This is a genomic window from Actinoplanes teichomyceticus ATCC 31121, from assembly GCF_003711105.1.
Taxonomy (GTDB): Bacteria; Actinomycetota; Actinomycetes; order Mycobacteriales; family Micromonosporaceae; genus Actinoplanes; species Actinoplanes teichomyceticus.
Genome location: NZ_CP023865.1, coordinates 7,201,091 through 7,226,532 on the forward strand (window position 1 = coordinate 7,201,091; position 25,442 = coordinate 7,226,532).

General features: G+C 72.6%; 22 protein-coding genes and 3 tRNA genes. 12 read left to right on the forward strand and 13 right to left on the reverse strand.

What is annotated here, in order from left to right:
- Window positions 1-33 precede the first annotated feature (33 nt).
- A complete protein-coding gene (gene leuD / locus ACTEI_RS31555; protein WP_122980974.1) occupies window positions 34-624 on the reverse strand; it encodes a 3-isopropylmalate dehydratase small subunit in 591 nt (196 codons plus the stop codon).
- Between the two features lie 19 nt (window positions 625-643).
- On the reverse strand, window positions 644-2,098 hold the full coding sequence (gene leuC, locus ACTEI_RS31560) for a 3-isopropylmalate dehydratase large subunit (protein ID WP_122980975.1): 1,455 nt from the start codon (window positions 2,096-2,098) through the stop codon (window positions 644-646).
- 49 nt (window positions 2,099-2,147) lie between these two features.
- Here leuC and ACTEI_RS31565 point away from each other — a divergent pair, with 49 nt between their 5' ends.
- Complete coding sequence (locus ACTEI_RS31565) at window positions 2,148-2,834, forward strand: IclR family transcriptional regulator (protein ID WP_071807642.1); 687 nt, start codon at window positions 2,148-2,150, stop codon at window positions 2,832-2,834.
- Window positions 2,835-3,355: 521 nt separating this feature from the next.
- Here the strand turns inward: ACTEI_RS31565 and ACTEI_RS31570 are convergent.
- The 5 genes from ACTEI_RS31570 to ACTEI_RS31595 all read right to left on the reverse strand — a co-directional run bounded on the left by ACTEI_RS31570 (window position 3,356) and on the right by ACTEI_RS31595 (window position 6,736).
- On the reverse strand, window positions 3,356-4,024 hold the full coding sequence (locus tag ACTEI_RS31570; protein ID WP_122980976.1) for an N-acyl homoserine lactonase family protein: 669 nt from the start codon (window positions 4,022-4,024) through the stop codon (window positions 3,356-3,358).
- Window positions 4,025-4,160: 136 nt separating this feature from the next.
- A tRNA-Glu gene (locus ACTEI_RS31575) sits at window positions 4,161-4,236 on the reverse strand.
- Between the two features lie 867 nt (window positions 4,237-5,103).
- Window positions 5,104-5,176: transfer RNA gene (locus ACTEI_RS31580), tRNA-Glu, on the reverse strand.
- Between the two features lie 58 nt (window positions 5,177-5,234).
- A tRNA-Gln gene (locus ACTEI_RS31585) sits at window positions 5,235-5,306 on the reverse strand.
- A gap of 635 nt (window positions 5,307-5,941) precedes the next feature.
- The gene (locus ACTEI_RS31595; protein ID WP_122980978.1) at window positions 5,942-6,736 is read right to left on the reverse strand and encodes a fumarylacetoacetate hydrolase family protein; all 795 of its coding nucleotides are present in this window, start codon (window positions 6,734-6,736) and stop codon (window positions 5,942-5,944) included.
- Window positions 6,737-7,275: 539 nt separating this feature from the next.
- Between ACTEI_RS31595 and ACTEI_RS31605 the strand changes: the two genes are divergently transcribed.
- From ACTEI_RS31605 to ACTEI_RS31615, 3 genes are all read left to right on the forward strand, one after another.
- Complete coding sequence (locus ACTEI_RS31605) at window positions 7,276-8,217, forward strand: 3-methyladenine DNA glycosylase (protein ID WP_122980980.1); 942 nt, start codon at window positions 7,276-7,278, stop codon at window positions 8,215-8,217.
- Window positions 8,218-8,655: 438 nt separating this feature from the next.
- Complete coding sequence (locus ACTEI_RS31610; protein WP_122980981.1) at window positions 8,656-9,012, forward strand: GntR family transcriptional regulator; 357 nt, start codon at window positions 8,656-8,658, stop codon at window positions 9,010-9,012.
- Window positions 9,009-10,028 carry a DUF1648 domain-containing protein gene (locus ACTEI_RS31615; protein WP_122980982.1) on the forward strand — a complete coding sequence of 340 codons (1,020 nt, stop codon included), beginning with the start codon at window positions 9,009-9,011 and terminating at the stop codon, window positions 10,026-10,028. Before ACTEI_RS31610 ends, ACTEI_RS31615 begins: the two co-directional genes overlap by 4 nt.
- Before the next feature lie 63 nt (window positions 10,029-10,091).
- Here ACTEI_RS31615 and arfB read toward each other — a convergent pair whose 3' ends face one another.
- A complete protein-coding gene (gene arfB / locus ACTEI_RS31620) occupies window positions 10,092-10,529 on the reverse strand; it encodes an alternative ribosome rescue aminoacyl-tRNA hydrolase ArfB (protein ID WP_122980983.1) in 438 nt (145 codons plus the stop codon).
- Window positions 10,530-10,796: 267 nt separating this feature from the next.
- On the opposite strand from arfB, the gene ACTEI_RS31625 reads away from it, so the two are divergent.
- The 5 genes from ACTEI_RS31625 to thrS all read left to right on the forward strand — a co-directional run bounded on the left by ACTEI_RS31625 (window position 10,797) and on the right by thrS (window position 16,466).
- Entirely contained in the window at window positions 10,797-12,122 is a 1,326-nt protein-coding gene (locus tag ACTEI_RS31625) for a M16 family metallopeptidase (RefSeq protein ID WP_122980984.1), read from the forward strand.
- Window positions 12,119-13,459: a M16 family metallopeptidase gene (locus ACTEI_RS31630; RefSeq protein ID WP_122980985.1), complete on the forward strand. Its 1,341-nt coding sequence runs from the start codon at window positions 12,119-12,121 to the stop codon at window positions 13,457-13,459. Before ACTEI_RS31625 ends, ACTEI_RS31630 begins: the two co-directional genes overlap by 4 nt.
- Window positions 13,460-13,542: 83 nt before the next feature.
- Window positions 13,543-14,547: an endonuclease/exonuclease/phosphatase family protein gene (locus tag ACTEI_RS31635; RefSeq protein WP_122980986.1), complete on the forward strand. Its 1,005-nt coding sequence runs from the start codon at window positions 13,543-13,545 to the stop codon at window positions 14,545-14,547.
- Window positions 14,544-15,080 carry a GNAT family N-acetyltransferase gene (locus tag ACTEI_RS31640; protein ID WP_122980987.1) on the forward strand — a complete coding sequence of 179 codons (537 nt, stop codon included), beginning with the start codon at window positions 14,544-14,546 and terminating at the stop codon, window positions 15,078-15,080. The genes ACTEI_RS31635 and ACTEI_RS31640 overlap by 4 nt, the downstream gene beginning before the upstream one ends.
- Before the next feature lie 144 nt (window positions 15,081-15,224).
- Entirely contained in the window at window positions 15,225-16,466 is a 1,242-nt protein-coding gene (gene thrS, locus ACTEI_RS31645) for a threonine--tRNA ligase (RefSeq protein WP_122980988.1), read from the forward strand.
- Here thrS and cimA read toward each other — a convergent pair.
- The gene (gene cimA / locus ACTEI_RS31650) at window positions 16,445-18,031 is read right to left on the reverse strand and encodes a citramalate synthase (protein ID WP_122980989.1); all 1,587 of its coding nucleotides are present in this window, start codon (window positions 18,029-18,031) and stop codon (window positions 16,445-16,447) included. The genes thrS and cimA overlap by 22 nt on opposite strands.
- 222 nt (window positions 18,032-18,253) lie before the next feature.
- Here cimA and ACTEI_RS31655 point away from each other — a divergent pair, with 222 nt between their 5' ends.
- Both ACTEI_RS31655 and ACTEI_RS31660 read left to right on the forward strand, forming a co-directional pair.
- Window positions 18,254-18,505, forward strand: coding sequence for a hypothetical protein (locus tag ACTEI_RS31655; RefSeq protein ID WP_122980990.1), 252 nt, complete (start codon window positions 18,254-18,256; stop codon window positions 18,503-18,505).
- A 26-nt stretch (window positions 18,506-18,531) separates the two neighbouring features.
- On the forward strand, window positions 18,532-19,275 hold the full coding sequence (locus ACTEI_RS31660; protein ID WP_122980991.1) for a tyrosine-protein phosphatase: 744 nt from the start codon (window positions 18,532-18,534) through the stop codon (window positions 19,273-19,275).
- A 402-nt stretch (window positions 19,276-19,677) separates the two neighbouring features.
- Here ACTEI_RS31660 and ACTEI_RS31665 read toward each other — a convergent pair whose 3' ends face one another.
- Window positions 19,678-20,775: a branched-chain amino acid aminotransferase gene (locus tag ACTEI_RS31665; protein ID WP_122980992.1), complete on the reverse strand. Its 1,098-nt coding sequence runs from the start codon at window positions 20,773-20,775 to the stop codon at window positions 19,678-19,680.
- 126 nt (window positions 20,776-20,901) lie between these two features.
- A complete protein-coding gene (locus ACTEI_RS31670) occupies window positions 20,902-21,927 on the reverse strand; it encodes a 3-isopropylmalate dehydrogenase (protein WP_187645879.1) in 1,026 nt (341 codons plus the stop codon).
- 374 nt (window positions 21,928-22,301) lie between these two features.
- Here ACTEI_RS31670 and ACTEI_RS31675 point away from each other — a divergent pair, with 374 nt between their 5' ends.
- The gene (locus tag ACTEI_RS31675) at window positions 22,302-22,637 is read left to right on the forward strand and encodes a hypothetical protein (protein ID WP_372443185.1); all 336 of its coding nucleotides are present in this window, start codon (window positions 22,302-22,304) and stop codon (window positions 22,635-22,637) included.
- On the opposite strand, the gene serA is transcribed toward ACTEI_RS31675, so the two are convergent.
- Together serA and ilvC are read right to left on the reverse strand one after the other, a co-directional pair.
- Entirely contained in the window at window positions 22,638-24,212 is a 1,575-nt protein-coding gene (gene serA / locus ACTEI_RS31680; protein WP_122980995.1) for a phosphoglycerate dehydrogenase, read from the reverse strand.
- 186 nt (window positions 24,213-24,398) lie between these two features.
- Window positions 24,399-25,412, reverse strand: a complete 1,014-nt coding sequence (gene ilvC / locus ACTEI_RS31685) for a ketol-acid reductoisomerase (RefSeq protein ID WP_122980996.1) — start codon at window positions 25,410-25,412, stop codon at window positions 24,399-24,401.
- Window positions 25,413-25,442 lie beyond the last annotated feature (30 nt).

Here is a 25,442-nt window from a genome sequence, read left to right on the forward strand (position 1 = left end):
GCGACCCGACGGGGGCGAATTCAACGGCGAAGCCTAAGAAACGACGACCGGCTTGAAAGCCGGGCGGCCCTTCTCGTACGCGGTAATGGCGTCCTCGTGGCGCAACGTCAGTCCGATGTCGTCAAGCCCCTCCATGAGGCGCCAACGGCTGAAATCGTCGATGGGGAACGGGTAGGCCGCGTCGTCCACGCGCACCACGCGTTCGGCCAGATCGACGGTTATCCGCTTCTGCGGCTCGCTCTCGGCGAGGTCCCAGAGGCTTTCCACCACCTTCTGGTCCAGCTGCACCGGGAGCAGGCCCTCCTTGAGCGCGTTGCCCCGGAAGATGTCGCCGAACCGGGCCGCGATCACGACCTTGAAGCCCCAGTCGCGCAGCGCCCAGACCGCGTGCTGCCGGGACGAGCCGGTGCCGAAGTTCGGCCCGGCCACCAGAATGGTCGCGCCGGCGTGGGCCGGGTTGTGCAGCACGAAGCCCGGGTCCTCACGCCAGGCGCTGAACAGGCCGTCCTCGAAGCCGGTCCGGGTGACCCGCTTCAGGTAGACCGCCGGGATGATCTGGTCGGTGTCCACATCGGAGCGGCGCAGCGGCATGATCTTGCCGAGGTGGGTGACGAACTTGTCCATGACTACCTTCTCCCCCTGATCAGAGGTCGGCCGGAGCGGCCAGCTTGCCGACCACCGCGGTGGCGGCGGCGACCTGCGGCGAGACCAGGTGGGTACGGCCACCCTTGCCCTGCCGGCCCTCGAAGTTGCGGTTGGAGGTCGACGCCGCGCGCTGCCCGGGGCTGAGCGTGTCCGGGTTCATGCCGAGGCACATCGAGCAGCCGGCGAACCGCCACTCGGCGCCCGCGTCGATGAAAATCTTGTCCAGGCCCTCGGCCTCGGCCTGCTCGCGCACCTGGTACGAGCCCGGGACGATCATCATCCGGACCCCGTCGGCGACCTTGCGGCCGCGGATCACGTCGGCCGCGGCACGCAGGTCCTCCAGCCGGCCATTGGTGCACGAGCCGACGAACACCACGTCCACCGGGACGTCGCGGAACGGCGTGCCCGGGGTCAGCCCCATGTACGCCAGCGCGCGCTCGGCGGCGCCCCGCTCCACCTCGTCCAGGAAGTCCTGCGGGTCCGGCACCACACCGTCGAGCGCGGCGCCCTGGCCCGGGTTGGTGCCCCAGGTGATGAACGGGCTGATCTTCGAGGCGTCCAGGATGATCTCGGTGTCGTACTCGGCGCCCTCGTCGGTGGCGAGGGTCTTCCAGTACGCGACCGCGGCGTCCCAGTCCGCGCCCCGCGGCGCGTGCTTACGGCCGGAGAGGTAGTCGAACGTGGTCTCGTCCGGCGCGATCATGCCGGCCTTGGCGCCCCACTCGATCGACATGTTGCAGATCGTCATCCGGCCCTCCATGGAGAGCTTGCGGATCGCCTCACCGCGGTACTCCACGATGTGGCCGTTGCCGCCGCCGGTGCCGGTCTGCGTGATCAGCGCGAGGATCAGGTCCTTCGCGCTCACGCCCGGCCGCAGCTCGCCGACGACCGTGACGGCCATCGTCTTCGGCTTCGACTGCGGCAGCGTCTGGGTCGCGAGCACGTGCTCGACCTCGCTGGTGCCGATACCGAAGGCCAGCGCGCCGAACGCGCCGTGGGTCGCGGTGTGCGAGTCGCCGCAGACGATCGTCATGCCCGGCTGGGTGAGGCCGAGCTGCGGACCGATCACGTGCACGATGCCCTGGTTCACGTCACCGAGCGGGCGGATCTCCACCCCGAACTCGGCGCAGTTCTTCCGCAGCGTCTCGATCTGGGTGCGGGAGACCGTGTCCGCGATGGTCAGCAGCTCACCGCGGCGGGTGTTGAACGAGGGATCCGCGTACCCGGTCGGGGTGTTGTGGTCCTCCGTCGCGAGCGTGAGGTCGGTCCGGCGCACGCGTCGGCCGGCCATCCGCAGACCGTCGAACGCCTGCGGACTGGTGACCTCGTGCAGCAGGTGCAGGTCGATGAAGAGCAGGTCGGGCTCACCCTCGGCCGTGCGCACCACGTGGTCATCCCAGACCTTCTCGGCCAGGGTCCTGGGTTTCCCGCTCTGGGGAGTGACTCCCACCATCTGGACATCCTAAATTCTGGAATGTATGTTTCGGCTTGTGGGACACAGTATGAGCGGTGTAGGCGTTCTCGACAAGGCGGTTGTCATCCTCGCCGCATGTGTCGACGGCGCCAGCCTGGCCGAGTTAGTCGAGCGCACCAAGCTTCCCCGGGCGACCGCGCATCGCCTGGCCCAGGCCCTGGAGATCCATCGGATGCTGGTCCGGGACACTCAAGGAAGATGGCGCCCCGGACCTCGTCTCGGCGAGCTGGCGAACGCCGCACCGGACGTTCTGCTGACCGCCGCCGAACCCCTGCTTTCCGCATTGCGGGACGCCACCGGGGAGAGCGCCCAGCTCTACCTGCGCCGCGCGGACGAGCGGATCTGCGTCGCCGCGGCGGAGCGGGCCAGCGGCCTGCGGGACACCGTCCCGGTCGGCTCGGTGCTGCCGATGGTGGCCGGCTCGGCCGCCCAGATCCTGCTCGCCTGGGAGCCCCCCGAAGCGGTCATGCCGCTCCTGCCCCGCTGCAAGTTCACCGGCCGCACCCTCGCCGAGGTGCGCCGCCGCGGCTGGGCACAGAGCGTCGCCGAACGCGAGCCGGGTGTGGCCAGCGTCTCCGCCCCGATCCGCGACCGGACCGGACGGGTGATCGCCGCCATCTCGATAAGCGGTCCGATCGAACGCCTCGGCCGCCGCCCCGGCGAGCGCCACGCCATGGCGGTCGTCCGCGCCGGTCAGCGCCTCTCCGGCCTGTAGCGCGCCACCAGGCCGCCCTCCCGGCCCGACCACCCTTCGGGCCCGGCAGCTCTCCAGACCCGACCACCCTTCGGGCCCGGCAGCTCTCCGGGCCTGGCAGGTTTCCAGGCAAGGCCACCCTTCGGGACCGGCAGTTCTCCCCGGTCCGGCAGCTTTCTCGGGGCTCGGCGGCTGTCCGGCCCGGCAGGTCTCCAGGACCGCCGGTCCGGGGTCACCACCCGTGCCAGCCGACGTATGCCTGGCCAGCGATGCCCGGCCAGCGACGTCCCGTCCGCGCTCTTACCGCGCCCGATGGCCGCTCCCGCGCCATCGGGCGCGTCTGATTTTGCGGCATCTGTCTATCCGAGGCTGGCACTGCGCAGCAGCCAAGGGCCCCCCACCTACCGACAGCGGGCGGCGGGGCGCGGCAGCGCGGCAGCGCGTGCCATAGGTACCGCTGACCGCGGCGCGCCCACGGGCGGGGTGGGATTCGGTGACGGGAAGCGCCGCCCGACGGGCGAGTGTCGGGCGCCGCGCCGAGCTCAGGGAGTCCAGACCGCGTTGTCGTGGGCGAACAGGACGCGGCGCGGGTCCAGCGACAGCAGGCGGTCCAACCAGGCCGGGAGCACCCCGACCCCGGCGCGGCGACCGAGGACGTCGCCGGTGAACGCGGTGGCGTGGTCGTGGCTCTGACCGGCCACGACCACGGTGCCGTCGCCGGTGGTGAACACCACGGACTGGTGGCCGGCGGTGTGTCCGGGGGTGGGCACGACCAGCACGCCGGGCAGGATCTCGGTCTCACCGTCGAGTTCCTGCAGGACGGCGCCGGGATGGTCGACCAGGGAGGCGAGGTACTCCTCGGAGGTCCGGGCGAGGGCGAGCTCGGCGCGCTGGGTGAAGACCGGCACACCGGCCAGGTCCGCATTGCCGCCGCAGTGGTCGAAGTGCAGGTGGCAGTTGATGACGTACTGGATATCGTCGATGTTGCTGCCGACGGCCGCGAGCGCCTCGCCCAGCGGGACCCGGTGCGGTTGATAGTGGGCATCGACACCGGGCGCGTGCCCCATGCCGGTGTCGACCAGAATCCGGCCGGCGGGATGACTGATCAGGTAGCCGAGGGCGGGCTCGACGCGGGGCACGCCGGTGCCGGTCTCCTCGGCCGGGCGGACGAAGTACCCGTAGTCGATGCGCTGAACAGCGATATCGGTCATCGCCGCAGTATCCCCACCGGAACCGCGTTTCTCGCCTGAAGTCTGCCCCAAGCAGAGGAAACAGGCGTCGCGCTGCGGAACTGGCCCGGATGAACGACAGTGGCCCGCACCATGCTCGGTGCGGGCCACTGTCTCGTGGTAGTCCCGAAGGGATTCGAACCCTCGCTACCGCCTTGAGAGGGCGGCGTCCTAGGCCGCTAGACGACGGGACCAGAACTTTCCTTGCACCGCTCTTCCCGAGCGGCGCGCTGAACTCTATCAGCCCCTTCGCCGAATCCTCGAATCGGCCGCCCCCTCTCGCCCCATGCCGTGACCGGCCCCACAACACTGACGCAACCTGCCCGGAATCGACGCCCCACGCCGGACGAGAACAGGCCGTGCCGGAGTGACTCAGTGACCGTGAGCACGGTGAGAGAGCGCGCCGGAGCGCCGCGAGGGAGTTCGGTGACTCAGAGCATGGCGAGAAGGCACGCCGACTCAACTGCCGCGACCGGCAGGCGAGGTGTCCGCAGCAAGTGAGCACACCGGTCCTGGGCGGCAGTGGACGAACAGGCCGAACTGGACCGTAGTGCGCGGGCGAGGGCCTTCGTCGCAGCGGACCGGCGAGTCTCCACCTGCGGGAAGGCGCACCCACCGCAAGGCTCGTCCCCGGCGGAGGAAAGGCGGCGGGACAGCGCAGGGAACAGGGCGGAGGAAGGCGGCCCGGCAGCGCACGGAACACGACGGACGAAACACGGCGAGACAGCGCAGGGACCACGGCGGACGAAACACGGCGCGGGGAAGCAGGAATCACGGCAGCAGGGCGCAGGGAAGTGAGCAGAAACGGTCATGGCCCGAGCGAACCGACCAGGTAGCCGCTCCGGCACCAGCACTGCGGAACCCAGCCGGCAGACGGGCCCGCACACGCCCGGAGCCCACCCGAGACGAACGCCGTCCGGCAGGCGCCACCACGAGCCGGATCGAGCAGAGGAAGCACCCAGCATTCGCCGGACGTAACGGGCGACACACCAGCGAGCGGCGATCCGTGCCGGGAACGAGAAACGGCCCGCATCACATGGATGCGGGCCGTTGCCCAAAAGTAGTCCCGAAGGGATTCGAACCCTCGCTACCGCCTTGAGAGGGCGGCGTCCTAGGCCGCTAGACGACGGGACCAGAACTGCTGCTGCGCTGACTTCGCGCTCCAGCGGCACCAACCCGGAGGTTGGTAACGCTGGGGTACCAGGACTCGAACCTAGACTAACTGAACCAGAATCAGTCGGGCTGCCAATTACCCCATACCCCATTTGGCCCGGCTTGCCGAGCCGTTGAGAACTTTACCCGAGCCCTCCCCGCCCGCCAAATCGGGTTACCGAAACTGGCCTGCGTGACGTCGCGCCCACTCGCGGTAACCCCCGGCGGGCGGCCGAGCAGGTCGGCGACCGTCGATGTGGCGAGGCTGCGGTGCGTGGCCAACACGGGAAGTCCGCCCAGGCAACAGCCGTCGCAGGCGCCCGCCGCCTGCTCGAAATGTGTCCCGGTGAGCTCGGCGTAGATGGCGGCCCGGATCCGCGACGCCCAGATCGGCGCGTGCGACATGAACTCCCCGGCTCCAGGTGGGCGTTCGGGAGGTCGGCAGCCGCGACGGCGCGCCAGCGCCCGTTCCACGGGCGGACGCCCGCCCGTGGAACGGGACATGTCCACGATGTGGCGTACGCCGCGATCGGCGGCGAGGCGGCACACCGCCGGCGCCGGGCACCACCGCTCGACGCCAGGGCGTCGGCGACGCCGCCCGGACGGCCGGCACGGCCGCGCGCCACCTCGACCCCGGATGCCAGCGCGGCCCTGGCCGGATCGATGGCCCGGGCCCGCACCGAGCGCGACGGCCGATGGTGCCCGTAGCGCGGGTGACCGGGCTCGTCACGCGTCCCGGCGCGGGGCTCAGTCCAGGGCGACCACGGTGTTGCGCAACTCACCGATGCCCTGCACGCTCACCGACACGGTGTCGCCGGGGACGATCTGGCTCACCCCGGCCGGCGTGCCGGTGAGGATCACGTCGCCGGGAAGCAGCGTCATCACGTGCGAGACGTAGGACACCAGGCCGGGGATGTCGAACACCATGTCCTTGGTACGGCCGATCTGCCGGACCTCCATGGCGTCCGGGGCGCGGCCCACCTCGCAGCGGATCTCCAGGTCGCTCACGTCCAGCTGGGTCTCGATCCACGGGCCGAGCGGGCAGAACGAGTCGAAGCCCTTGGCACGCGTCCACTGCGGGTCCTTGCGCTGCAGGTCACGGGCGGTGACGTCGTTGGCGCAGGTGTAGCCGAAGATCGCCTTCTGGGCGCCGGCCCGGTCCACCCGGCGGGCACCGGTCGCGCCGATCACCACGGCGAGTTCGGCCTCCTCCTCGACCTGCTGCGTGACCGGCGGGATCCGGATCGCGTCGTTCGGGCCGATCACCGAGGTGGACGGCTTGATGAAGATCAGCGGCTCCTTGGGCACCTCGTTGCCGAGCTCGGCGGCGTGCTCGGCGTAGTTGCGGCCGACCCCGATCACCTTGCTGGAGAAGATCGGCGCGAGCAGGCGTACGTCCGGGAGAGCCCACCGCTGCCCGGTGAAACGCACCTCCTCGAACGGCAGGCTGTTGATCTCGGCCACCGTGAGGCCGGAGGCGCCGTCACCCTCGACGACGCCGAACGACACCCCAGCGGCATGAACAAAACGGGCGAAGCGCACGGGTAACCCCATTTTCCACGAGGACGGATTCCCCTGAAATCTACGCCCGGCGCGGCCGCGCACCGAGCCGTGGGAACAGCTTCCGGGCGAACGCCACCTCGAAGTACGCCCGAATCCGCAACGCCGGGAGCGGGCCAGGACGTTCCGGGCACCCGGCCGTCCGCCCGGTGCGGACCGGGACCTTCCGGGCACCCGGCCGACCGGCCGGTGCGGGCCGGGACCTTTCGGGCACCCGGCCGACCGCCCGGTGCACGGCGAGCGCGTCCGCCATCCGGGCACGGCTGCGCGCAGCAGCGCGCCGGGCGCCGTGGCGTCCGCAGTGGAGTTCGGCTCGCGGGCCGCCCGCAGCACCCACCGGACGGCGGGGTCGGCCCCGGCTCGCGGACAACGGCTCGGGGGCCGCCCGATACCGACGGTTCCGACATCTGCGGAGAAGTCGGGACCAACCCGCCGCCCAGCTCGGAAGAACCCGCCGTGGCGGAGCTCATTCGCGCCTAACGGTGATCGTGTTGATCGCTTCGGCTAGATACATTGGTGCGATGGGGATCAAGCAGGTGAGGGCACTCACCACCACGCTGCCCTCGGCCACCTGGATGCCCCTCGCCCGCTCGCACGCCGAGCGCGCCGACCAGATGACCGCGGGCCACCGCGCCCGCCGCGCGGCGGGCGAGAAGCACGCCATCGAGGATTTCCTCTACGACTACTACGGCACCCGCCCGTCGCTGCTGCGCCGCTGGCACCCGGGCGTCGGCGCCGGCCTGGCCCCATCCCCCGACGGCGTCGCCGAGCACGCCGGCTGGAAGTTCTACACCACCAGCGAGGACGGCATCGTCGCGCTCGACGAGGACGCGTTCATGCACGCCCGCGCCGAGAGCGTGCGATACATCCACGGCCTGCTCACCGCCACCGCGTCCCGCCCGGTCTTCTCCGGCTGCTTCGGCCTGCACGAGTGGGCGATGGTCTACCGCGACCCGGAGCACCGCCACCCGCTGCCGCTGCGCCTCGGCCAGTCGGAGACCGACAAGGTGGTCGAGCAGCACAGCATCCGCTGCACCCACTACGACGCGTTCCGGTTCTTCACCCCGGAGGCCGTCGGCCTGAACCGCCTCCAGCCGACCCGCGCCACCCAGGTCGATCTGGACCAGCCGGGCTGCCTGCACGCCGCGATGGACGTGCACAAGTGGGCGCAGAAGCTGGGCCCGGCCGTCCCCGGCGCGCTGGCCCTGGACTGCTTCGCCCTGGCCGGCGAGATCCGCCTGCTGGACATGCAGGCCAGCCCCTACGACCTGTCCTCCTACGGCCATCCCCCGGTCAAGATCGAGACCCCGGAGGGCAAGGCGGAATACGTCGCCCGCCAGCGCGAGCTGGCCCGCCGCGCGGCCGGCCTGCGCAGCCGCCTGATCCGGGTCTGCGAGGCGCTCCTCGGCCCCGAGGGCGCCGCCCGCAACCGCGAGGCGGTCGCCCCCTACAACCACCGCTGACCCGGGCCGCCACGTTCGGCCCGGGGCACGCCCCGGCGCCCCGGCACGGCAGGCTCTTCGCGCGTGGCCACCGGCGCCGCGCGTTTCCCGCGGGACCGCGCGGCGCCGCCCGATCGCGCGCCCGCGCGGCCAGGCACGGCCCCGAGGGCGCGGCGCCACCCGCACCGACCCACGAGGGACGCGGCGCCACCCGAACCCATCGCACGAGACAACGCGGCGCCACCCGCACCCGCTCCACGAGACAACGCGGCGCCACCCCAACCCACCGCCGCAGGCGCGCCGCCGGGTGGTCTCCCGGCGCACCACATCCCTCCGGTACGAACGACGCCGCCCCGCGCGTGGCCACGATCCGAGTCCACACCCACCGATCACCTGCGCCGCCGGGCACACCCGACCCGAACTTGTTCTAGTTGACATATAACAACTATGCTTATCCGCGTGCTCTGGAGAATCGATCCGTCCCGGGACGAGCCGCTGTATGCGCAGCTCGCCGCGCAGGCGCACCTCGCGGTGGCCCGCGGTGATCTCGCCGTCGGCGACCGCCTGCCGGCCGCGCGTGAGCTCGCGGAGTCGCTCGACCTCAACGTCCACACCGTGCTCAAGGCGTATCAGCAGCTGCGGGACGAGGGAGTCATCGAGCTGCGCCGCGGGCGGGGGGCGGTGGTCGCCGCCCGTGCGGCCGCCGACCTGTCCCCCGTGGTGGAAGCGCTGGCCCCGCTGGTCGAGGCGGCGCGTGCGGCGAACATCTCCACCGAGGTCCTGACCGTGCTCGTCAAGGAGGCCATGAACCGATGAGGATCGCGAACACGTCGACGGGCGGTGACCGGTCGTGGCGGTCGCAGGCCCGCACGGTGGTGCTGTGGTCGTGGCTGACGGCGCTGACCATGGTCGTCGTCGCCGCCGCCGTCGTCTGGTCCTGGCGGGACGCGCTGCCCGACCCGCTCGCCTCGCACTGGGGGATGCGACCGGCCGCGCCGGACGGCTTCATGTCGCTGCGGGCGCTGGTGCTCGCCACCGTACTCATGGTGGTCCTGCCGGGGTCGCTGGCCGGCGCGGTCGCCTGGTTCTGGGGGCGCGCCGCGACGACCCGGCGGATGGCCGCGGCCTCGTGCGTCTGGTTCGGCGGGTTCGGCGCCGGCGTCCTGCTGCTCCTGGCCGGCGCTCAGCGAGGGCTGGACGACGCGACCCGGGCGACGCTGCCCGGCTGGACCGTCGCCGCCACTCTCGTGCTGCCGCTGGGACCCGCGGTCGTCGCGGCCCTGCTCGTCGGCGGCGACCGGCACGAGCCGGCGGCCGGCCCGGTGGCGGCGGACGCGGCACGGATCACCCTGGCCGGCGGCGAGCGTGCCGTCTGGATCCGGCGCGCCGCCGGTGGCCCCGGCCGGGTGGTGGGCGCGGCGGCGATGCTCGTCGTCACCCTGCTCGCCGTCGCGTTGCGACAGTGGGCGCTGCTGACCGTGCCGGTCGCGCTGATCGCGGTCTTCGCGATCATGTTCGCCTTCACGGTACGGGTCGACGCGACCGGCCTGACCGTGCGCTCGCTCGCCGGCTGGCCGGCCTATCACGTGCCGGCCGACGAGGTCGAGCGGGCGTCGGTCACCGAGGTGCACCCGATGCGCCAGTTCGGTGGATGGGGCTGGCGCGTCGGGCGCGGCGGCCGGGTCGGGATCGTGCTGCGCTCCGGCGGCGGCCTGCTCGTCCAGCAGAGCGGCGACCGCTCGTTCGTGGTGACCGTCGACGACGCCGCCACCGGCGCGGCCCTGCTCAACACGCTGGCGGACCGTGCCCGGTCCGGACCGGTCCCGCGATAGCCGCACCGCACGGGACCCGGTCCGGCCGGTGCCGCTCGTGCCGGCCGGCCGGCCCCCGGCCGGTCAGTCCATCTCGCCGCGGCGGTTGCGCTTGATCTGGGCCCGGCGCTTCTTCTCGCCGATGCGGCGCTCGACCGAGCCGCGGGACGGTTTGGTCGGCCGGCGCTGGCGTGGTGGCGGCGCGATGGCCTCGGCGACGCGCGCCGCGAGGCGCTCGCCGGCCGCTTCGCGGTTACGCAGCTGAGAGCGGTGCTCGGAGGCGGTGATCGTGAGGACGCCGTCGACCAGCCGGTTGCCGAGCCGCTCGACCGCGCGCTCCTTCAGCGCGGGCGGCAGGAGGCCGGAGGCGAGCAGGTTCCACGACAGCTCCACGCGGGAGTCGGTCGTGTTGACGCCCTGGCCGCCGGGGCCGCTGGAGCGGGAGAACCGCCAGGAGAGCTCCGCCGCCGGGATGGTCAGGCGTTCGTTCACCCGTACGTCCTCAAGCACGCGGCCAAGCATCGCACCCGGACCGATCCGCCGCCACGGGGATTCCGCCGGGCCCGGACCGGCACGGTGGCCGGGATCGGCGCAGCCGCCCGGACCGGCACAGCCGCCCGGACCGGCACGGTGGCCGGGATCGGCGCAGCCGCCCGGACCGGCGCAGCCGCCCGGACCGGCACGGTGGCCGGGATCGGCACAGCCGCCCGGACCGGCACAGCCGCGTGTCGTGGATCGGCACACCGGCCAGGACCGGCGCAGCGGGGCCGAAACAAAACCGGACAGGGCATGATTGTTCGGGTGACGTCCCCAACCGCACCGGTCGCCACGACCGGGTATCCGTGGCCCATCGAAACCACGCGGCTGGCGAACGGCCTGCGCGTCGTCGTCAGCGAGGACCGGACCGCTCCGGTCGTCTGCGTCAATCTCTGGTACGACGTCGGCTCGCGCCACGAACCGCCCGGCCAGACCGGTTTCGCGCACCTCTTCGAGCACCTGATGTTCGAAGGATCGCAGCATGTGCGCAAGACCGAGCACATGAAGCTGGTGCAGGGCAACGGCGGCTCGCTGAACGCCACCACGAACCCGGACCGGACGAACTATTTCGAGAGCATGCCGTCGGAGCACCTGGAGCTGGCGCTCTGGCTGGAGGCCGACCGGATGGGCGGGCTGGTTCCGGCGCTCACCCAGGAGACTCTGGACAACCAGCGCGAGGTGGTGAAGAACGAGCGCCGCCAGCGGTACGACAACGTGCCGTACGGGGACGCCTGGCTGCGCCTGCTGCCGCTGCTGTACCCGCAGGGCCATCCGTACCACCACGCCACGATCGGGTCGATGGAGGATCTGAACGCGGCCGGCCTGGACACCTTCAAGGCGTTCCACCAGCAGTATTACGCGCCGAACAACTGTGTGCTCACGGTCGCCGGGGACGCCTCGCCGGCCGAGGTCTTCGCGCTGGCGGAGAAGTACTTCGGGGCGATCGAGCCGGTGCCGGACATCCCGCCGGCCCCGGACGGGCGGCTGGCCGGGCCGGCCACCGAGCCGGTCCGCGAGACCGTCACCGCGGCGGTCCCCGCACCGCGCATCTACCTGTCGCACCGGACGTACCCGTTCGGCTCGGCCGGTTACGACGCGGTCACGGTGCTCGCCACCGTGCTGGGCAGCGGCCGCGGCAGCCGGCTCTACCAGCGGCTGGCCGACGGCAAGCGGATCGCCCAGCCGGACTACATCGGGTCGTACGGCGTCGACCTGGCGCACGCCCCGGCGCCGCTGATCGTCACCGCCACCGCCAAGGACGGCGTGCCGGTGGAGACGCTGGAGGACGGCCTGTCCGAGGTGATGCAGAGCCTGATCGACGAGCCGGTCACCGACGAGGAGCTGAACCGGGCCAAGGCGATGCTGACCACCAGCTGGTGGCGGCAGGTGTCCACGGTCGGCGGGCGGGCCGACACGCTGGGGCGCTACGCCACCCAGTTCGGCGATCCGGCGAGCGCGGGTCGCCGCCTCCCGGCGTGGCAGGCGGTGTCCGCCGCCGACATCGCCGAGGCGGCCGCGCACACGCTGCAGAAGGAGTCCCGCGTCACCCTGACCTACCTGCCCGGGGAGAACGAATGAGCCTGATCACCACGCGCCCGGAGCCCGGCACGGCCCGGCCGTACGCCTTCCCCGCGCTGCGCCGGGTCACCGCGCACGGCGGCACCGTGGTCGCCGCGCACCTGCCCGGCCAGGTGCTGGCCACCGCGGTGCTGCTGCTGGACGCCAGCGCGGCCCGGGAGGCGCCGGGCCGGGAGGGCACCGCGACGGTGCTGGCCAAGTCCCTGGAGGAGGGCACCCGGAAGCGGGATTCGGCGGCGTACGCGCTGGCCCTGGAGGGGCTGGGCGCCGAGCTGACCCCGTCGGTGGACTGGGACACGTTCCGGGTCGGGGTGTCCGCCCCGGCCCCGCGGCTGGCCGAGGCGCTCCGGCTGGCGGCCGAGGCGGCGCGTACCCCGAAGCTGGACCCGGCGGACGTCGTCCGGGTCCGCGACGACGAGGTGACCGCGCTGCGGATGGACTGGGCGCAGCCGGGCCCGCGGGCCGACGCCGCGCTGCGCGCCGACCTGTTCGCCGCGGACGGGCGGTACGGCAGACCGCTGCACGGCGACCCGGCCTCGGTGGCCGCGGTCACCGTGGACGACGTGCTCGCCTTCCACCAGGAGTGGATGCTGCGGCCGGGGGTGCTGCTGGTCGCCGGCGACCTGGACGGGCTGGACCTGTCCGCGCTGGCCGAGGCGGCGTTCGCGGACACCGCGGGGCAGGCGCTCGCCGTGGACGGGCCGCTGGGCCTGGCCGTACCGGCGACACCGCACGTGGTCCTGGTGGACCGGCCCGGCTCGGTGCAGTCGACGCTGCGGATCGGGCACCGGGCGCCGGAGCGGGCCACGCCCGACTACGTGCCGATGACGCTGGCCGCGACGGTGCTCGGCGGGGCGTTCACCTCCCGGCTCAACCACCTGATCCGGGAGGTGAAGGGGTACACGTACGGCATCCGCGGGTCGTACGCGATGACCCGCCGGGCCGGCCGCTTCGAGGTGGCCGCCGGGGTGCAGACCGCGGTGACCGCCCCGGCGATCCGGGACACGCTCGGCGAGATCCGGCGCACCCAGCGGGACGGGGTCACCGAGGCGGAGCTGGCGGTGGCGCGCTCGTGGCGGGCCGGGCAGCTGTCGGTGGAGATGCAGACCCCGGGCGCGATCGCCGGGGCGATGGCCACCCTGGTCGTGCACGGCCTGCCCGACGACTACTACGAGACGCTGCGCCGGGAGTTCCTGGAGGCCACCGTCGAGCAGGTGTCCGCGGCCGCCGGGCGGTACCTCGCGGCGGACGGCCTGACCCTGGTCGTCGAGGGCGACGGCGCGGCGGTCCGGGAGGAGCTGGCCGAGTTCGGGGAGCTGTCCGAGGCGGTGATCTGAGCCGGGTACGCGGCCCGGTGATTGTTGTGAGCCGGGCCGCGTTCACCGTTCGCGGGTGGAGGCCGCCGGATACCGTCGCCGCCATGACGATCACCGACGCGCCCGCCGAGACACGCCCGGCTCGCCGCCGGCGACGCATCGCCGGCACGGTTCTGCTCTGGCTGCTGCTGCTTCCGGGGCTGTGCTGGGCGGTGGTCCGGGTGGGTGGCTGGGAGCGCGGTCCGCTGATCCAGCTGCTGGCCTTCACGCCGTACGCCGCGGTCTGGGCGTGGATCCCGGCGCTGTCGGCGCTGTTCCGGCGACGCTGGGCGGCGGGCGCGGTGGCGGCCGTGACCGCCGCCGTCCTGGCGGCCTGCGTGCTGCCGCGCGCCCTGCCGGACCTGGACCGGGGACCGGAGCGGGGCGTCGCGCTGCACGTCATGACGTCGAACATGCTGTACGGCGGCGCCGACGCCGGCGAGATCGTCCGTCTGGTCCGCCAGCACGACGTGGCCGTGCTGGCCGTGCAGGAGCTCGCCCCGCAGGCGGAGGCCACGCTGGCCGCGGCCGGGCTCGGGGACCTGCTGCCCTACCACGAGCTGGCGCCCGAGGCGGGAGCCAGCGGCACCGGGCTGTACTCGCGGTACCCGCTCACCGGCCCGGCAGCGAAACGCAACGCGGGCGGCTTCCAGCAGACGTCCGGGACGATCCAGCCGCCCGGGACCGCCGCGGTCTTCGTCGAGTCGGTCCACCCGCTCGCCCCGTCCGCCCCGGACACGTTCGCGGGCTGGCGCACCGACCTGCACGATCAGCCCCGGTCGGACCGCGGCGGCCCGCGCCGGATCCTGCTGGGCGACTTCAACGCGACGCTGGACCACGGGCCGCTGCGGGAGCTGATCTCGCACGGGTACCGGGACGCCGCGGACACCGTCGGCAAGGGCCTGATCGGGACCTGGGGGCCGTACGACGGCGACCCGATCCCCCCGGTCACCATCGATCATGTACTGGTCGACGAGGAGATCGGGGTACGAGACGTGTCGGTGCACGACGTGCGGGACTCCGACCACCGCGCGGTGATCGCCGCGCTGGTCCTGCCGGCGGCGCCATGAGCGTCGCGATCCGCCCGCTGACCCTCGACGACGTGCCCGCGCTGACCGCTGTCCTCCGCGCCAGCCGGGAGCACCTGGCGCCCTGGGAGCCGAGCCGCGAGGAGAGCTACTACACCGAACGGGAGCAGCGGAGGATCGTCGCCGACACGCTGCGCGCCGGTGGCTCGCTGCCGCACGTGATCCTGGACGACGGCGCGCTCGCCGGCCGGGTCAACCTGAACAACATCGTCCGCGGGCCGTTCCAGTCGGCCAGCCTGGGCTACTGGGTGGCCGCCGGGCGCGGTGGCCGCGGGCTGGCCACCGGGGCGGTCGCCGCGGTGCTGCGGATGGCCTTCACCGAGTACGGCCTGCACCGGGTGGAGGCCGCCACCCTGCTGCACAACGTGCGGTCGCAGCGGGTCCTGGCGAAGAACGGCTTCCGGCGGATCGGGACGGCGCCGCGCTACCTGAACATCGCCGGCGCCTGGCAGGACCACCACCTGTTCCAGATCGTCGCGGAAAACTGGGTGGAGGGCCGGGCGGCCGGGCGATAGCCTCGCCGGCATGTGCTGCCACGCGATCACGACCACGCCGGGAAGTCCCGGCGTCGAATCGCGCTGACGAATCGGCCTCGGGCGACCCGCCCGGGGCTTTCTCGTGCCCGGCGCCGGGTCGCCCCCGTACCAGGGAGACCCGTGATGATCGACCACCGCCGGCTCGGCCGCGAGCTGGACCTCTTCGACTCCGACCCGCTGATCGGCGCCGGGCTGCCGTTCTGGCTGCCGGCCGGGGCCGCCGCCCGCCACGAGGTGGAGTCCTACCTGTACGAGCTGGAACGCCGGCACGGCTACCAGCACGTGTACTCGCCGGTGCTGGGCAAACGGCAGATGTACGAGCTGTCCGGCCACTGGGCGAACTTCGCCGGCGACATGTTCCCGCCGATGCCGGTCGGCGACGACGAGCTGGTGCTGCGGCCCAGCCTGTGCCCGCACCACGCGCTGATCTTCAAGGCGCGGCAGCGGTCGTACCGGGACCTGCCGCTGCGGATCGCCGAGCTGGGCCAGATGTACCGGCAGGAACGCTCCGGGGTGCTGGGCGGGCTCTCCCGGGTCCGCTCGATCGCCCTCAACGACTCGCACGTCTTCTGCCCGGTCGAGCAGGCCGGCGCCGAGGTCGTCGGGGTGCTGCGGCTGATGCGTGAGGCGCACGCCGCGCTCGGCCTGCGGCCGGCGTCGTACCAGCTGTCGCTGCGCGGTCCGGGCAAGAGGTACGGCGGCGGCGAGGCGGCGTGGGCGCGATCGGAGGCGTTGCTGCGCGGCGCGCTCGCCGACGCGAACGTCCCGTACGCCGACGCGCCCGGCGAGGCCGCCTTCTACGGCCCGAAGATCGACGTGCAGGTGCTGGACGCGGCCGGCCGGGAGTGGACCATCGCCACCGTCCAGATCGACCACCACCAGCCGGAGCGGTTCGACCTCGGCTTCGTCGACGCGTCCGGCGCCAGGGCCCGGCCGGTGATGGTGCACCGCAGCCTGGTCGGGTCGATGGAGCGGCTGTTCGGGCAGCTGATCGAGGAGCACGGCGGGGCGTTCCCGGTCTGGTACGCGCCGGTGCAGGTGGCCGTGCTGCCGGTGGCCGCGGCGCAGGACGCCGCGGCGGACGCGTTCGCCCGGGAAGCGGCCGGCGCCGGGCTGCGGGTCCAGGTGCGCCGGGACGCGTCGGTCGGGGCGCGGATCCGGGACGCCGCGTCCCGCCGGATCCCGTACGTCGCGGTGGTCGGCGCGCGGGAGGCGGCGGACGGCCGCGTCGCGCTCCGGCTGCGCGACGGCCGGCAGCTGGACCCGCTGCCCGGGGCGGAGGCAATCTCGCTGGTCGCGGCGGTCGCCGCCGCCCGCCTGCCGGGACAGCTGCTGCCCGGCGATCAGGCCGTCGCGCGGGCCTGAGCCAGGCCGTAGGTCAGCGCGTCCACGAGAGCGGTCCAGCTCGCCTCGACGACGTTCTCGTGGACGCCGACCGTGGTCCACTCGCGGTGCTGGTCACCGGTGCCGACCAGCACCCGGGTGATCGCGTTGGTGCCGTGGCTGCCCTCCAGGATCCGCACCTTGAAGTCGGAGAGCTCGAACGTCTTGAGCTGCGGGTAGTGGTTGGCCAGCGCCGTGCGCAGCGCCTCGTCGAGGGCGTTGACCGGGCCGTTGCCCTCGGCGGTCGCGATCACCCGTTCGCCCTGCACCCGCAGCTTGACGGTCGCCTCGCAGAGCACGCTGGCGTCCTCGCGGTGCTCCACCTGCACGCGGTAGGACTCCAGGCTGAACGGGCGGGCGTACTCGGCGCCCGGCAGCTCACTGCGTACCAGCAGCTCGAACGAGGCGTCCGCGGCCTCGAACGACCAGCCGGACGCCTCCAGCTCCTTGACCCTGTGCGTGACCGCGGTAAGCGTGTCCGGATGGCCGGCCAGGTCGATCCCGAGCTCACGGCTCTTGAGCTCGATGCTGGCCCGGCCGGCCATCTCGGTCACCAGGATCCGCATGTCGTTGCCGACAACCGCCGGGTCGACGTGGTTGTACAGCAGCGGATCCACCTTGATCGCGCTCGCGTGCAGCCCGGCCTTGTGAGCGAAGGCGGCGGCCCCGACGTAGGCCTGGTGGGTGTCGGGGGCGATGTTGGCGATCTCGGCGAGCGCGGTGGAGACCCACGTCGCCTTCTCCAGGCAGCCGTCCGGTAGGACCTTCAGCCCGAGCTTGAGTTGCAGGTTGCTGACCGTGGCGAACAGGTCGGCGTTGCCGGGGCGCTCGCCGTAGCCGTTCGCGGTGCACTGGAAGTGCTTCACCCCGGCCTCGACCGCGGCGATGGTGTTGGCGACCGCACAGGCGGTGTCGTTCTGGCAGTGGATGCCGAGCCGGTCGGCGCGCACCCCGGTACGCTCGACCACCTCGGTGATCGCCTTGGTGATCATCGAGGGGAGCATCCCGCCGTTGGTGTCGCACATGACCACGCGCTCGGCGCCCGCGTCGATCGCGGTGCGCACCACGCTCGCGGTGTACTCCGGGTCGACGCGGAAGCCGTCGAAGAAGTGCTCGCAGTCGACGAACGCGCGCCGCCCGTTCGCCACCAGGTGCCGCACGGTGTCCCGGACCATCGCCAGGTTCTCCCCCGGCGTGGTGCGCAGCGCCCGCTCCACGTGCCTGATGTCCGACTTGGCCACCACGCAGACCACCGGGGTGCCGGCGTCCAGCAGGGCCTGCACCTGCGGGTCGGCCGCCACGTCCACACCGGCCTTGCGGGTCGAGCCGAACGCCACCAGGACCGCGTGCTTGAGGTCCAGCTCGGTCCTCGCCCGCGCGAAGAACTCGGTGTCCTTGGGCATCGCGCCCGGCCAGCCGCCCTCGATGAAGCCCACACCGAACTCGTCCAGCAGCCGGGCGACGGCCAGCTTGTCGGCGACCGTGTAGCTGATTCCCTCGCGCTGGCCGCCGTCGCGCAGCGTCGTGTCGAACACCTGGTAGTCCATCGGGGAGGTCCTTTCCTTCCGGTCACCCACACGACAACAAAAAGACCTCCCGGCGGATGCGGGAGGTCTGCGCGTCGGCGATACGTCAGCCGGCGCGCTAGGTGCGAATAATCAGCACGAGGCGGGTCACGGTTGCCAAGCATGCCATGCGGGCGTGCGGATGAGACCCGAAATCCAATACCTGAGACGGTAGGGTGACCCGTCCGGGGGTATGGGGCGGTGATGAGCGACTCACGGGACGACTTCCCGCAGAACGATCCGGACCGGGCCGGCGGTCTGGTCAGCGACGCGCAGGGCGAGTTCGTCAAGCAGCATCCCGGTGGCGCGTTCGACCCGAGAGCGTTCCGGCCCGGCAGCCACCCGGAGGCCGCGCCGGGGACGGGCGGCGCACGCGACGACGAGGCGACGCCGGGTCCCCCGATGGACGGCGAGCGGATGGCCGCGCCGGGGCGGGAGATCGACAAAGCCGGGTAGGCGGCGCCACCGACTAGGTTGGTCGCGTGGTGGCCGAAGCATATTCACGAAACCTGGCATTCTCCTCGACCTACAACTTCCGCGACGTCGGCGGCTACACCGGCCTCGACGGCCGCAAGGTGCGCTGGCGCCGGCTGTTCCGGGCGGATTCGCTGCACCGGATCGGCGAGGCCGACGCGGCGGCGTTCACCGCCCTCGGGATCCGCACCGTGATCGATCTCCGCCGGCCGTTCGAGGTGGAGAAGTTCGGCCGGGTCCACGAGCGGTACGGCCTCGACTATCGCAACCTGGTGCTCAAGCACGTCGACTGGGACGAGGTCGAGCACCCGGAGGGGACGGCACACGAGCGCTGGCTCGCCGACCGCTACCTGAACTTCGCCGAGGACGGCCGGGAGGGCATCCTGGACTCGCTGCGCCTGATCGCCGACCCGGCGGCCGCCCCGGTGGTGGTGCACTGCATGGCCGGGAAGGACCGTACCGGCACGATCTGCGCCCTCACCCTGGCCCTGCTCGGGGTCGGCGATGCCGACATCGCCGCCGACTACGCCCTGACCACCGAGGCGATGGCGCCGCTGACGAGGTACCTGCTGGAGACCAGCCCGGAGACGGTACGCGGCAACGAGCACATGTTCGACTCGCCCCCGGCGGCGATGCGGCTCTTCCTCGACGACCTGCGTGCCCTGCACGGCTCGGTGGAGGGCTACGCGCACGAGATCGGCCTCACCGGCACCGAGCTCGCCGCCCTGCGCCGCCACCTGCTCACCGACTGACCGGTTCGCCGCGCCTCCGACTCCCGCCCGGGATCGCGCCGCGGCCCCGGCAACGCGCCGCGGCCCCGAAAGCCCGCCGCGGACCGGGATCGCGCCGCGGACCGGAAGCCCCGCCACGGCTTGGAAGCCCGCCGCGGACCGGGATCGCGCCGCGGACCGGAAGCCCCGCCACGGCTTGGAAGCGCGCCGCGGGCCGGGAACGGTCCGCGGCGCCGCGCGGGAACGGCACGGGGCGTGGCCGGGAGGCCTGCGGACGGGAGCCGACCCTTCGTACCCGGAAGGATCGGCGCCCGGGCCGCGGCGGAGCGCGGGCGGACCGCCTCCGGCGACCGTCGGCCGACCCGGGCGGTCAGCGGGCCCGGATCCGTCCCGCGGCCCGGACCGGCCACCGGGCACGGATCGTCAGAGGACTCGGTGCACCCAGCCGAATGGGTCCTCGGCTTGGCCGCGCTGGATGTCGACGAGCTCCTTGCGCAGACTCATGGTGATCTCGCCGGGCCCGCCGTCGGCGACGGTGAAGTCGCCGTCGAGGCTGCGGACCGTGCCGATCGGGGTGATCACCGCGGCGGTGCCGCAGGCGAACGCCTCGCGGACCCGGCCGGAGGCGGCGCCCTCGCGCCACTCGGCCAGGCTGATCGGGCGCTCCTCGACCCGGCGACCGGCCCGCTCGGCCAGCCTGATCACCGAATCGCGGGTGATGCCGGGCAGGATCGTGCCGGTCAGCGGCGGGGTGACCAGGGTGCCGTCGTCGAGCACCAGGAAGACGTTCATCCCGCCGAGCTCGTCGATGTACCTACGCTCCACCGCGTCCAGGTAGACGACCTGGTCGCAGCCGTGCTCGATGGCCTCGGCCTGGGCCGAGAGGCCGGCCGCGTAGTTGCCGCCGCACTTGGCCGCGCCGGTGCCGCCGGGCGCCGCGCGGGTGTAGTCCGGGGTGACCCAGACCGACACCGGCTTGACGCCGCCGGAGAAGTACGCCCCGACCGGGGACGCGATCACCAGGTAGAGGTACTCCCGCGCGGGGCGGACGCCGAGGAAGACCTCGCTGGCGTAGGCGAACGGCCGCAGGTAGAGGCTGCCGTCCTCGCCGCCCGGGATCCATGCCCGGTCGATCGAGATGAGCTCGTGCAGCGACTTGAGGAAGATCTCCTCCGGCAGCGACGGCATGGCCATCCGCTGGGCGGAGGCGACGAACCGGGCGGCGTTCGCGTCCGGGCGGAACATCGCGACGCCGCCGTCCGGCAGCGTGTACGCCTTCAGGCCCTCGAAGATCTCCTGGGCGTAGTGCAGCACGGCGCTGGCCGGGTCCATCGGGATCGGGGCGCGGGCCTCCACCCGGGGCTCGTACCAGCCCTTACCGTCGGCGTAGCGCACAGTGACCATGTGGTCGGTGAAGATCCGGCCGAACCCCGGGTTGGCCAGCATCGCGGCACGGTCGGCGTCACCCACGGGCGCCGGGTTGGGACGGATCTCGAATTCGAGGCTGTCACCACCGCTCATCACAACAGGACCTGCTTTCTGCGGAGAACAAGCATGCGAGGGGGCACCCGTAGTGCGCCCATGAATCTACCCCGAACGGTCGTTAAAACAATGACCGCGGGGCTTGGTGGAGGATCGCCGCAGGCGTCAGAGCGCGGCGGCGACCCGGTCGCCGACCTCGGCGGTACGCAGCGGCGCGCCCGGCGTGCGGGACGCGACCTCGGCCGCGACCGCCTCGGTTACTCGCCGTGCCTCGTCGTGGCGGCCCAGGTGCTCCAGCAGCAGGGCGGCGGAGAGGATCGCGGCGGCCGGGTCGGCGATGCCCTGCCCGGCGATGTCCGGCGCGGAGCCGTGCACCGGCTCGAAGGTCGACGGGTACTTGCGCTCGGGGTTGACCGACCCGCTGGCGGCCATGCCGATGCCACCGGTGACCGCGGCGGCGATGTCGGTGAGGATGTCGCCGAACAGGTTGTCGGTGACGATCACGTCGTACCGCTGCGGGTTGCTGACCATGAACATGCTGGCCGCGTCGATGTGCTGGTACTCCGTGGTGACCTCGGGGTACTCCGCGGCGACGGCGGCGAACGAGCGCGACCACAGGCTGCCGGCGTGGGTCAGCACGTTGGTCTTGTGCACCAGGGTCACGTGGTGGCGGTCGCGGCGCTGGGCGCGGTCGAACGCGTCCCGGATCACCCGCTCGACGCCGTGCCGGGTGTTCAGGCTCTCCTCGGTGGCGATCTCGGCGGGGGTGTCCCGGTGCAGGACGCCGCCGGCGCCGACGTAGAGCCCCTCGGTGCCCTCCCGGACCACGACCATGTCGATCTCACCGGGCTTCACGCCGGCCAGCGGGCTGGTGGTGCCCGGCCACAGCTTGGAGGGGCGCAGGTTCACGTACTGGTCGAAGTCGAAGCGGAGCTTCAGCAGCAGGCCGCGCTCCAGCACGCCGGGCGGGACGCTCGGGTCGCCGATCGCGCCCAGCAGGATCGCGTCGTGGCCGGCCAGCTCCTCCTGCACCGACTGGGGCAGCACCTCGCCGGTGCGGTGGTAGAGGCGGGCGCCCAGGTCGTACTCGTGGTAGTCGACGCCGGGGAGGACCGCGTCGATCACCTTGCGGGCCTGCGCGGTCACCTCGGTACCGATGCCGTCGCCGGCCACCACCGCGATCCGCGCCACGCTCACGTCGACTCCCCACACACGTCCGGACAACCAACACACACGGTAGCGCCTGGTCCCGAAACACGGAACGCAGATCCCATTCTATGAACATCCCCGGACGCGAACAGCCCCCGCACCGCGGCAAACGGTCACGGGGGCTGCAGCGACGAGTACGCGTGGCTCGGTCCCGCCAGAATCCAGCCGCCCGCCCCGGGGCGGAGCGCGTCACCCGAAGACGCGCCCACCGCCAGGACGTGCGGCTGGGACCAACGCTAGCGATGCGGACTAATGACGCGCAAGACGCATCCCCGCGTGTCGGCCCACGGTTTCTCAACCTGGGGCTGCGGTGATGGCACCATGCGCCGGTGAGCTTCGACCTAGTGGTGTGGGCGATGGACCCCGCGGCGGCGCCGGACGAGGTGCGCGCCGCCAACGCGCGGTGCGCCGAGGGCGTACACCCACGGCGCCCGGCCGACCCCCGCGTCGTCGCCTTCTACGACGCTCTGACCAGCACCTACCCGGATCGTGGACCGCGCGCGAAAGCGCCCGGCTCGCCGTGGGCCAGCGCGCCGCTGCACGCCGCCGCCGACCACATCCAGATGCGGCTGGACGAGAACTGCCCGGACGTGGTGCTGGAGACGATCGAACGGCTGGCCGCCGAGCTGAACCTCGACCTGCTCGATCTGCAGGACGGCACGGTGTACCGGCCACCGGCCCGGACCCGCTGATCAGTCCGCGCGCAGGTCGACGGTCGCCGCCGCGTCCGAGCCGATCTCCGCGGCGACCGTGGCCAGCAGCGCCGGATCGACGCCGGAGTCGACGGTCAGCGTCATCAGCGCCTCGCCGCCGGCCGCCCGCCGGGCCACCTGCATCGCCGCGATGTTGACGCCGGCCCGGCCCAGCACGGTGCCGATCCGGCCGACCACACCGGGACGGTCCCGGTAGCGGAGGAACAGCAGCACGCCGTCGGCCGGCAGGTCCAGCTCGAAGCCGTCCACCTCGACGAGCTTGCCGGCGGCCCCGGCCACCGCGACGGTGCTGCCGTCCGCCAGCGCGCCGCGCACCACGATCAGGGACGCGTGCTCGCCGGCGTCCTCCGACGTCGCCAGCTCCACCGCGACGCCCCGGTCGGCGGCCATCCGCGGCGCGTTCACATAGGTCACCCGCTCGGCCACCACCGAGGCGAACAGCCCCTTCGTGGTGGCCAGCCGGAGCACCGCGACGTCGTGCGCGGCCACCTCGCCGCGCACCTCGACGGTCACCCGGGCGGCCACGCCGCCGGCCACCGCGGTGAACACCCGGCCCAGCTTCTCGGCCAGCGGCAGCAGCGGGCGCACGTCCTCGTCCACCGCGCCGCCGGCCCGCACGTTCACCGCCTCCGGCACGAACTCGCCGCGCAACGCCAGGCGCACGCTGCGCGCCACCGCCAGCCCGGCCTTGTCCTGCGCCTCGACCGTGGAGGCGCCCAGGTGCGGGGTGACCGTCACGGTGTCGAAGGCGAACAGCGGCGACGAGGTGAGCGGCTCGGTCTCGAAGACGTCCAGCCCGGCCGCGGCCACCCGGCCGGCGGCGATGGCCTCGGCGAGGGCGCGCTCGTCGACCAGACCGCCGCGGGCCGCGTTCACGATCCGCACCCCGGGCTTGGCCACGGCCAGCTCCTTCTCGCCGATCAGGCCGACCGTCTCCGGGGTACGCGGCAGGTGCACCGAGATGAAGTCGCTCTGCCGGATCAGCTCGTCCAGGCTCACCAGCCGCACCCCGAGCTGCGCCGCCCGGGCCGGCTGCACGTACGGGTCGTACGCGATCAGGTTCGTGCCGAAGGCGGCCATCCGCTGAGCCACGAGCACCCCGATGCGGCCGAGCCCGACCACTCCGACGGTCTTGCCGTACACCTCCACCCCGGTGAACGCGGACCGCAGCCAGTGCCCCGCCTTCAGCGCCGCGCTGGCGCTCGCGGTGTGCCGGGCGGTGGCCAGCAGCAGCGCCACCGCCTGCTCCGCAGCCGAGATGATGTTGCTGGTCGGAGCGTTGACCACCAGCACGCCGCGCTCGGTCGCGGCCGGGATGTCGACGTTGTCCAGGCCCACCCCGGCCCGCGCCACGACGCGCAGGCGGGGCGCGGCCCGCAGGGCCTCGGCGTCGATCCGGGTGGCGCTGCGGACGATCACCGCCTCGGCCTCTTCCAGGGCGCTCAGCAGCGCCGGCCGGTCCGTGCCATCCACCTGCCGGACGTCGAAGTCCGTGGTGAGCACGTCAGTCGCGGCGGGCGCCAATTCCTCGGTTACCAGGACGACGGAAGTCATGGCCCTCCATCCGGGTCGTCGGCATTGACGGACTCGAATGGTACGGACGGAACGGCCCAACGGTTCGGTTCACTCACGCGCCGGCGCCGGATCGGCCCGGCTCCCGGCGCCGCCGAAAGCCGCGCCCGGGCACGCGAAAAGCCGGGATGGCGCAGCCATCCCGGCATCGCGTACCGCCGTTACCGCTCAGGCGGTCTCGCTGATCGGACGGTCCACCCAGCTCATCATGCCGCGCAGCTTCTTGCCGGTGACCTCGATCGGGTGCTCGGCGCCCTGCTCGCGGTACTTCTTCAGCTCGGGGCCGCCGGCCTCGTCGTCCGCGATCAGGCGCCTGGTGAACTCACCGGACTGGATCTCGGCGAGGATCTTCTTCATCTCCTCCTTGACCGACGCGTTGATCACGCGCGGGCCGGAGACGTAGTCACCGAACTCGGCGGTGTCCGAGATGCTGTAACGCATCCGGGAGATGCCGCCCTCGTACATCAGGTCGACGATCAGCTTGAGCTCGTGCAGGCACTCGAAGTACGCGATCTCCGGGGCGTAGCCGGCCTCGGTGAGCACCTCGAAACCGGTCTGCACCAGCGCCGCGGTGCCGCCGCAGAGCACCGCCTGCTCACCGAACAGGTCGGTCTCGGTCTCCTCCTTGAACGTCGTCTTGATGACGCCGGCGCGGGTGCCGCCGATCGCCTTCGCGTACGACAGGGCGAGCGCCTGGGCGCCGCCGGTGGCGTCCTGCTCGATCGCGATCAGGGCGGGCACGCCCTTGCCGTCCACATACTGGCGGCGGACCAGGTGCCCCGGGCCCTTCGGGGCGACCATCGCGACGTCCACGTCGGCCGGCGGCTTGATCAGGCCGAACCGGATGTTGAGGCCGTGGCCGAAGAAGAGCGCCTTGCCGGCGCTCAGGTTCGGCGCGATCGACTCGGCGTAGATCTTGCGCTGCGCGGTGTCCGGCGCCAGCACCATGATCACGTCGGCCCACGCGGCGGCCTCGGCCGGGGTCTTCACGGTGAGGCCCTGCTCCTCGGCCTTGGGGCGGCTCTTCGAGCCCTCCTGCAGGCCGACGACGACCTCGACACCCGAGTCACGCAGCGACAGCGAGTGGGCGTGGCCCTGGCTGCCGTAGCCGATGACGGCCACCTTGCGCCCCTGGATGATGGACAGGTCGGCGTCGTCGTCGTAGAACACTTCCGCGGTCATGACTTCCTTCTTCTCTGTGTTGTCGTGCGG

Coding starts and splice junctions, on each gene's coding strand:
- leuD (WP_122980974.1), bottom strand. CDS start 624: ATGGACAAGTTCGTCACCCACCTCGGCAAGATCATGCCGCTGCGCCGC.
- leuC (WP_122980975.1), bottom strand. CDS start 2,098: ATGGTGGGAGTCACTCCCCAGAGCGGGAAACCCAGGACCCTGGCCGAG.
- ACTEI_RS31565 (WP_071807642.1), top strand. CDS start 2,148: ATGAGCGGTGTAGGCGTTCTCGACAAGGCGGTTGTCATCCTCGCCGCA.
- ACTEI_RS31570 (WP_122980976.1), bottom strand. CDS start 4,024: ATGACCGATATCGCTGTTCAGCGCATCGACTACGGGTACTTCGTCCGC.
- ACTEI_RS31605 (WP_122980980.1), top strand. CDS start 7,276: ATGGGGATCAAGCAGGTGAGGGCACTCACCACCACGCTGCCCTCGGCC.
- ACTEI_RS31615 (WP_122980982.1), top strand. CDS start 9,009: ATGAGGATCGCGAACACGTCGACGGGCGGTGACCGGTCGTGGCGGTCG.
- arfB (WP_122980983.1), bottom strand. CDS start 10,529: ATGCTTGGCCGCGTGCTTGAGGACGTACGGGTGAACGAACGCCTGACC.
- ACTEI_RS31625 (WP_122980984.1), top strand. CDS start 10,797: ATGATTGTTCGGGTGACGTCCCCAACCGCACCGGTCGCCACGACCGGG.
- ACTEI_RS31630 (WP_122980985.1), top strand. CDS start 12,119: ATGAGCCTGATCACCACGCGCCCGGAGCCCGGCACGGCCCGGCCGTAC.
- ACTEI_RS31635 (WP_122980986.1), top strand. CDS start 13,543: ATGACGATCACCGACGCGCCCGCCGAGACACGCCCGGCTCGCCGCCGG.
- ACTEI_RS31640 (WP_122980987.1), top strand. CDS start 14,544: ATGAGCGTCGCGATCCGCCCGCTGACCCTCGACGACGTGCCCGCGCTG.
- thrS (WP_122980988.1), top strand. CDS start 15,225: ATGATCGACCACCGCCGGCTCGGCCGCGAGCTGGACCTCTTCGACTCC.
- cimA (WP_122980989.1), bottom strand. CDS start 18,031: ATGGACTACCAGGTGTTCGACACGACGCTGCGCGACGGCGGCCAGCGC.
- ACTEI_RS31655 (WP_122980990.1), top strand. CDS start 18,254: ATGAGCGACTCACGGGACGACTTCCCGCAGAACGATCCGGACCGGGCC.
- ACTEI_RS31665 (WP_122980992.1), bottom strand. CDS start 20,775: ATGAGCGGTGGTGACAGCCTCGAATTCGAGATCCGTCCCAACCCGGCG.
- ACTEI_RS31675 (WP_372443185.1), top strand. CDS start 22,302: ATGGACCCCGCGGCGGCGCCGGACGAGGTGCGCGCCGCCAACGCGCGG.
- serA (WP_122980995.1), bottom strand. CDS start 24,212: ATGACTTCCGTCGTCCTGGTAACCGAGGAATTGGCGCCCGCCGCGACT.
- ilvC (WP_122980996.1), bottom strand. CDS start 25,412: ATGACCGCGGAAGTGTTCTACGACGACGACGCCGACCTGTCCATCATC.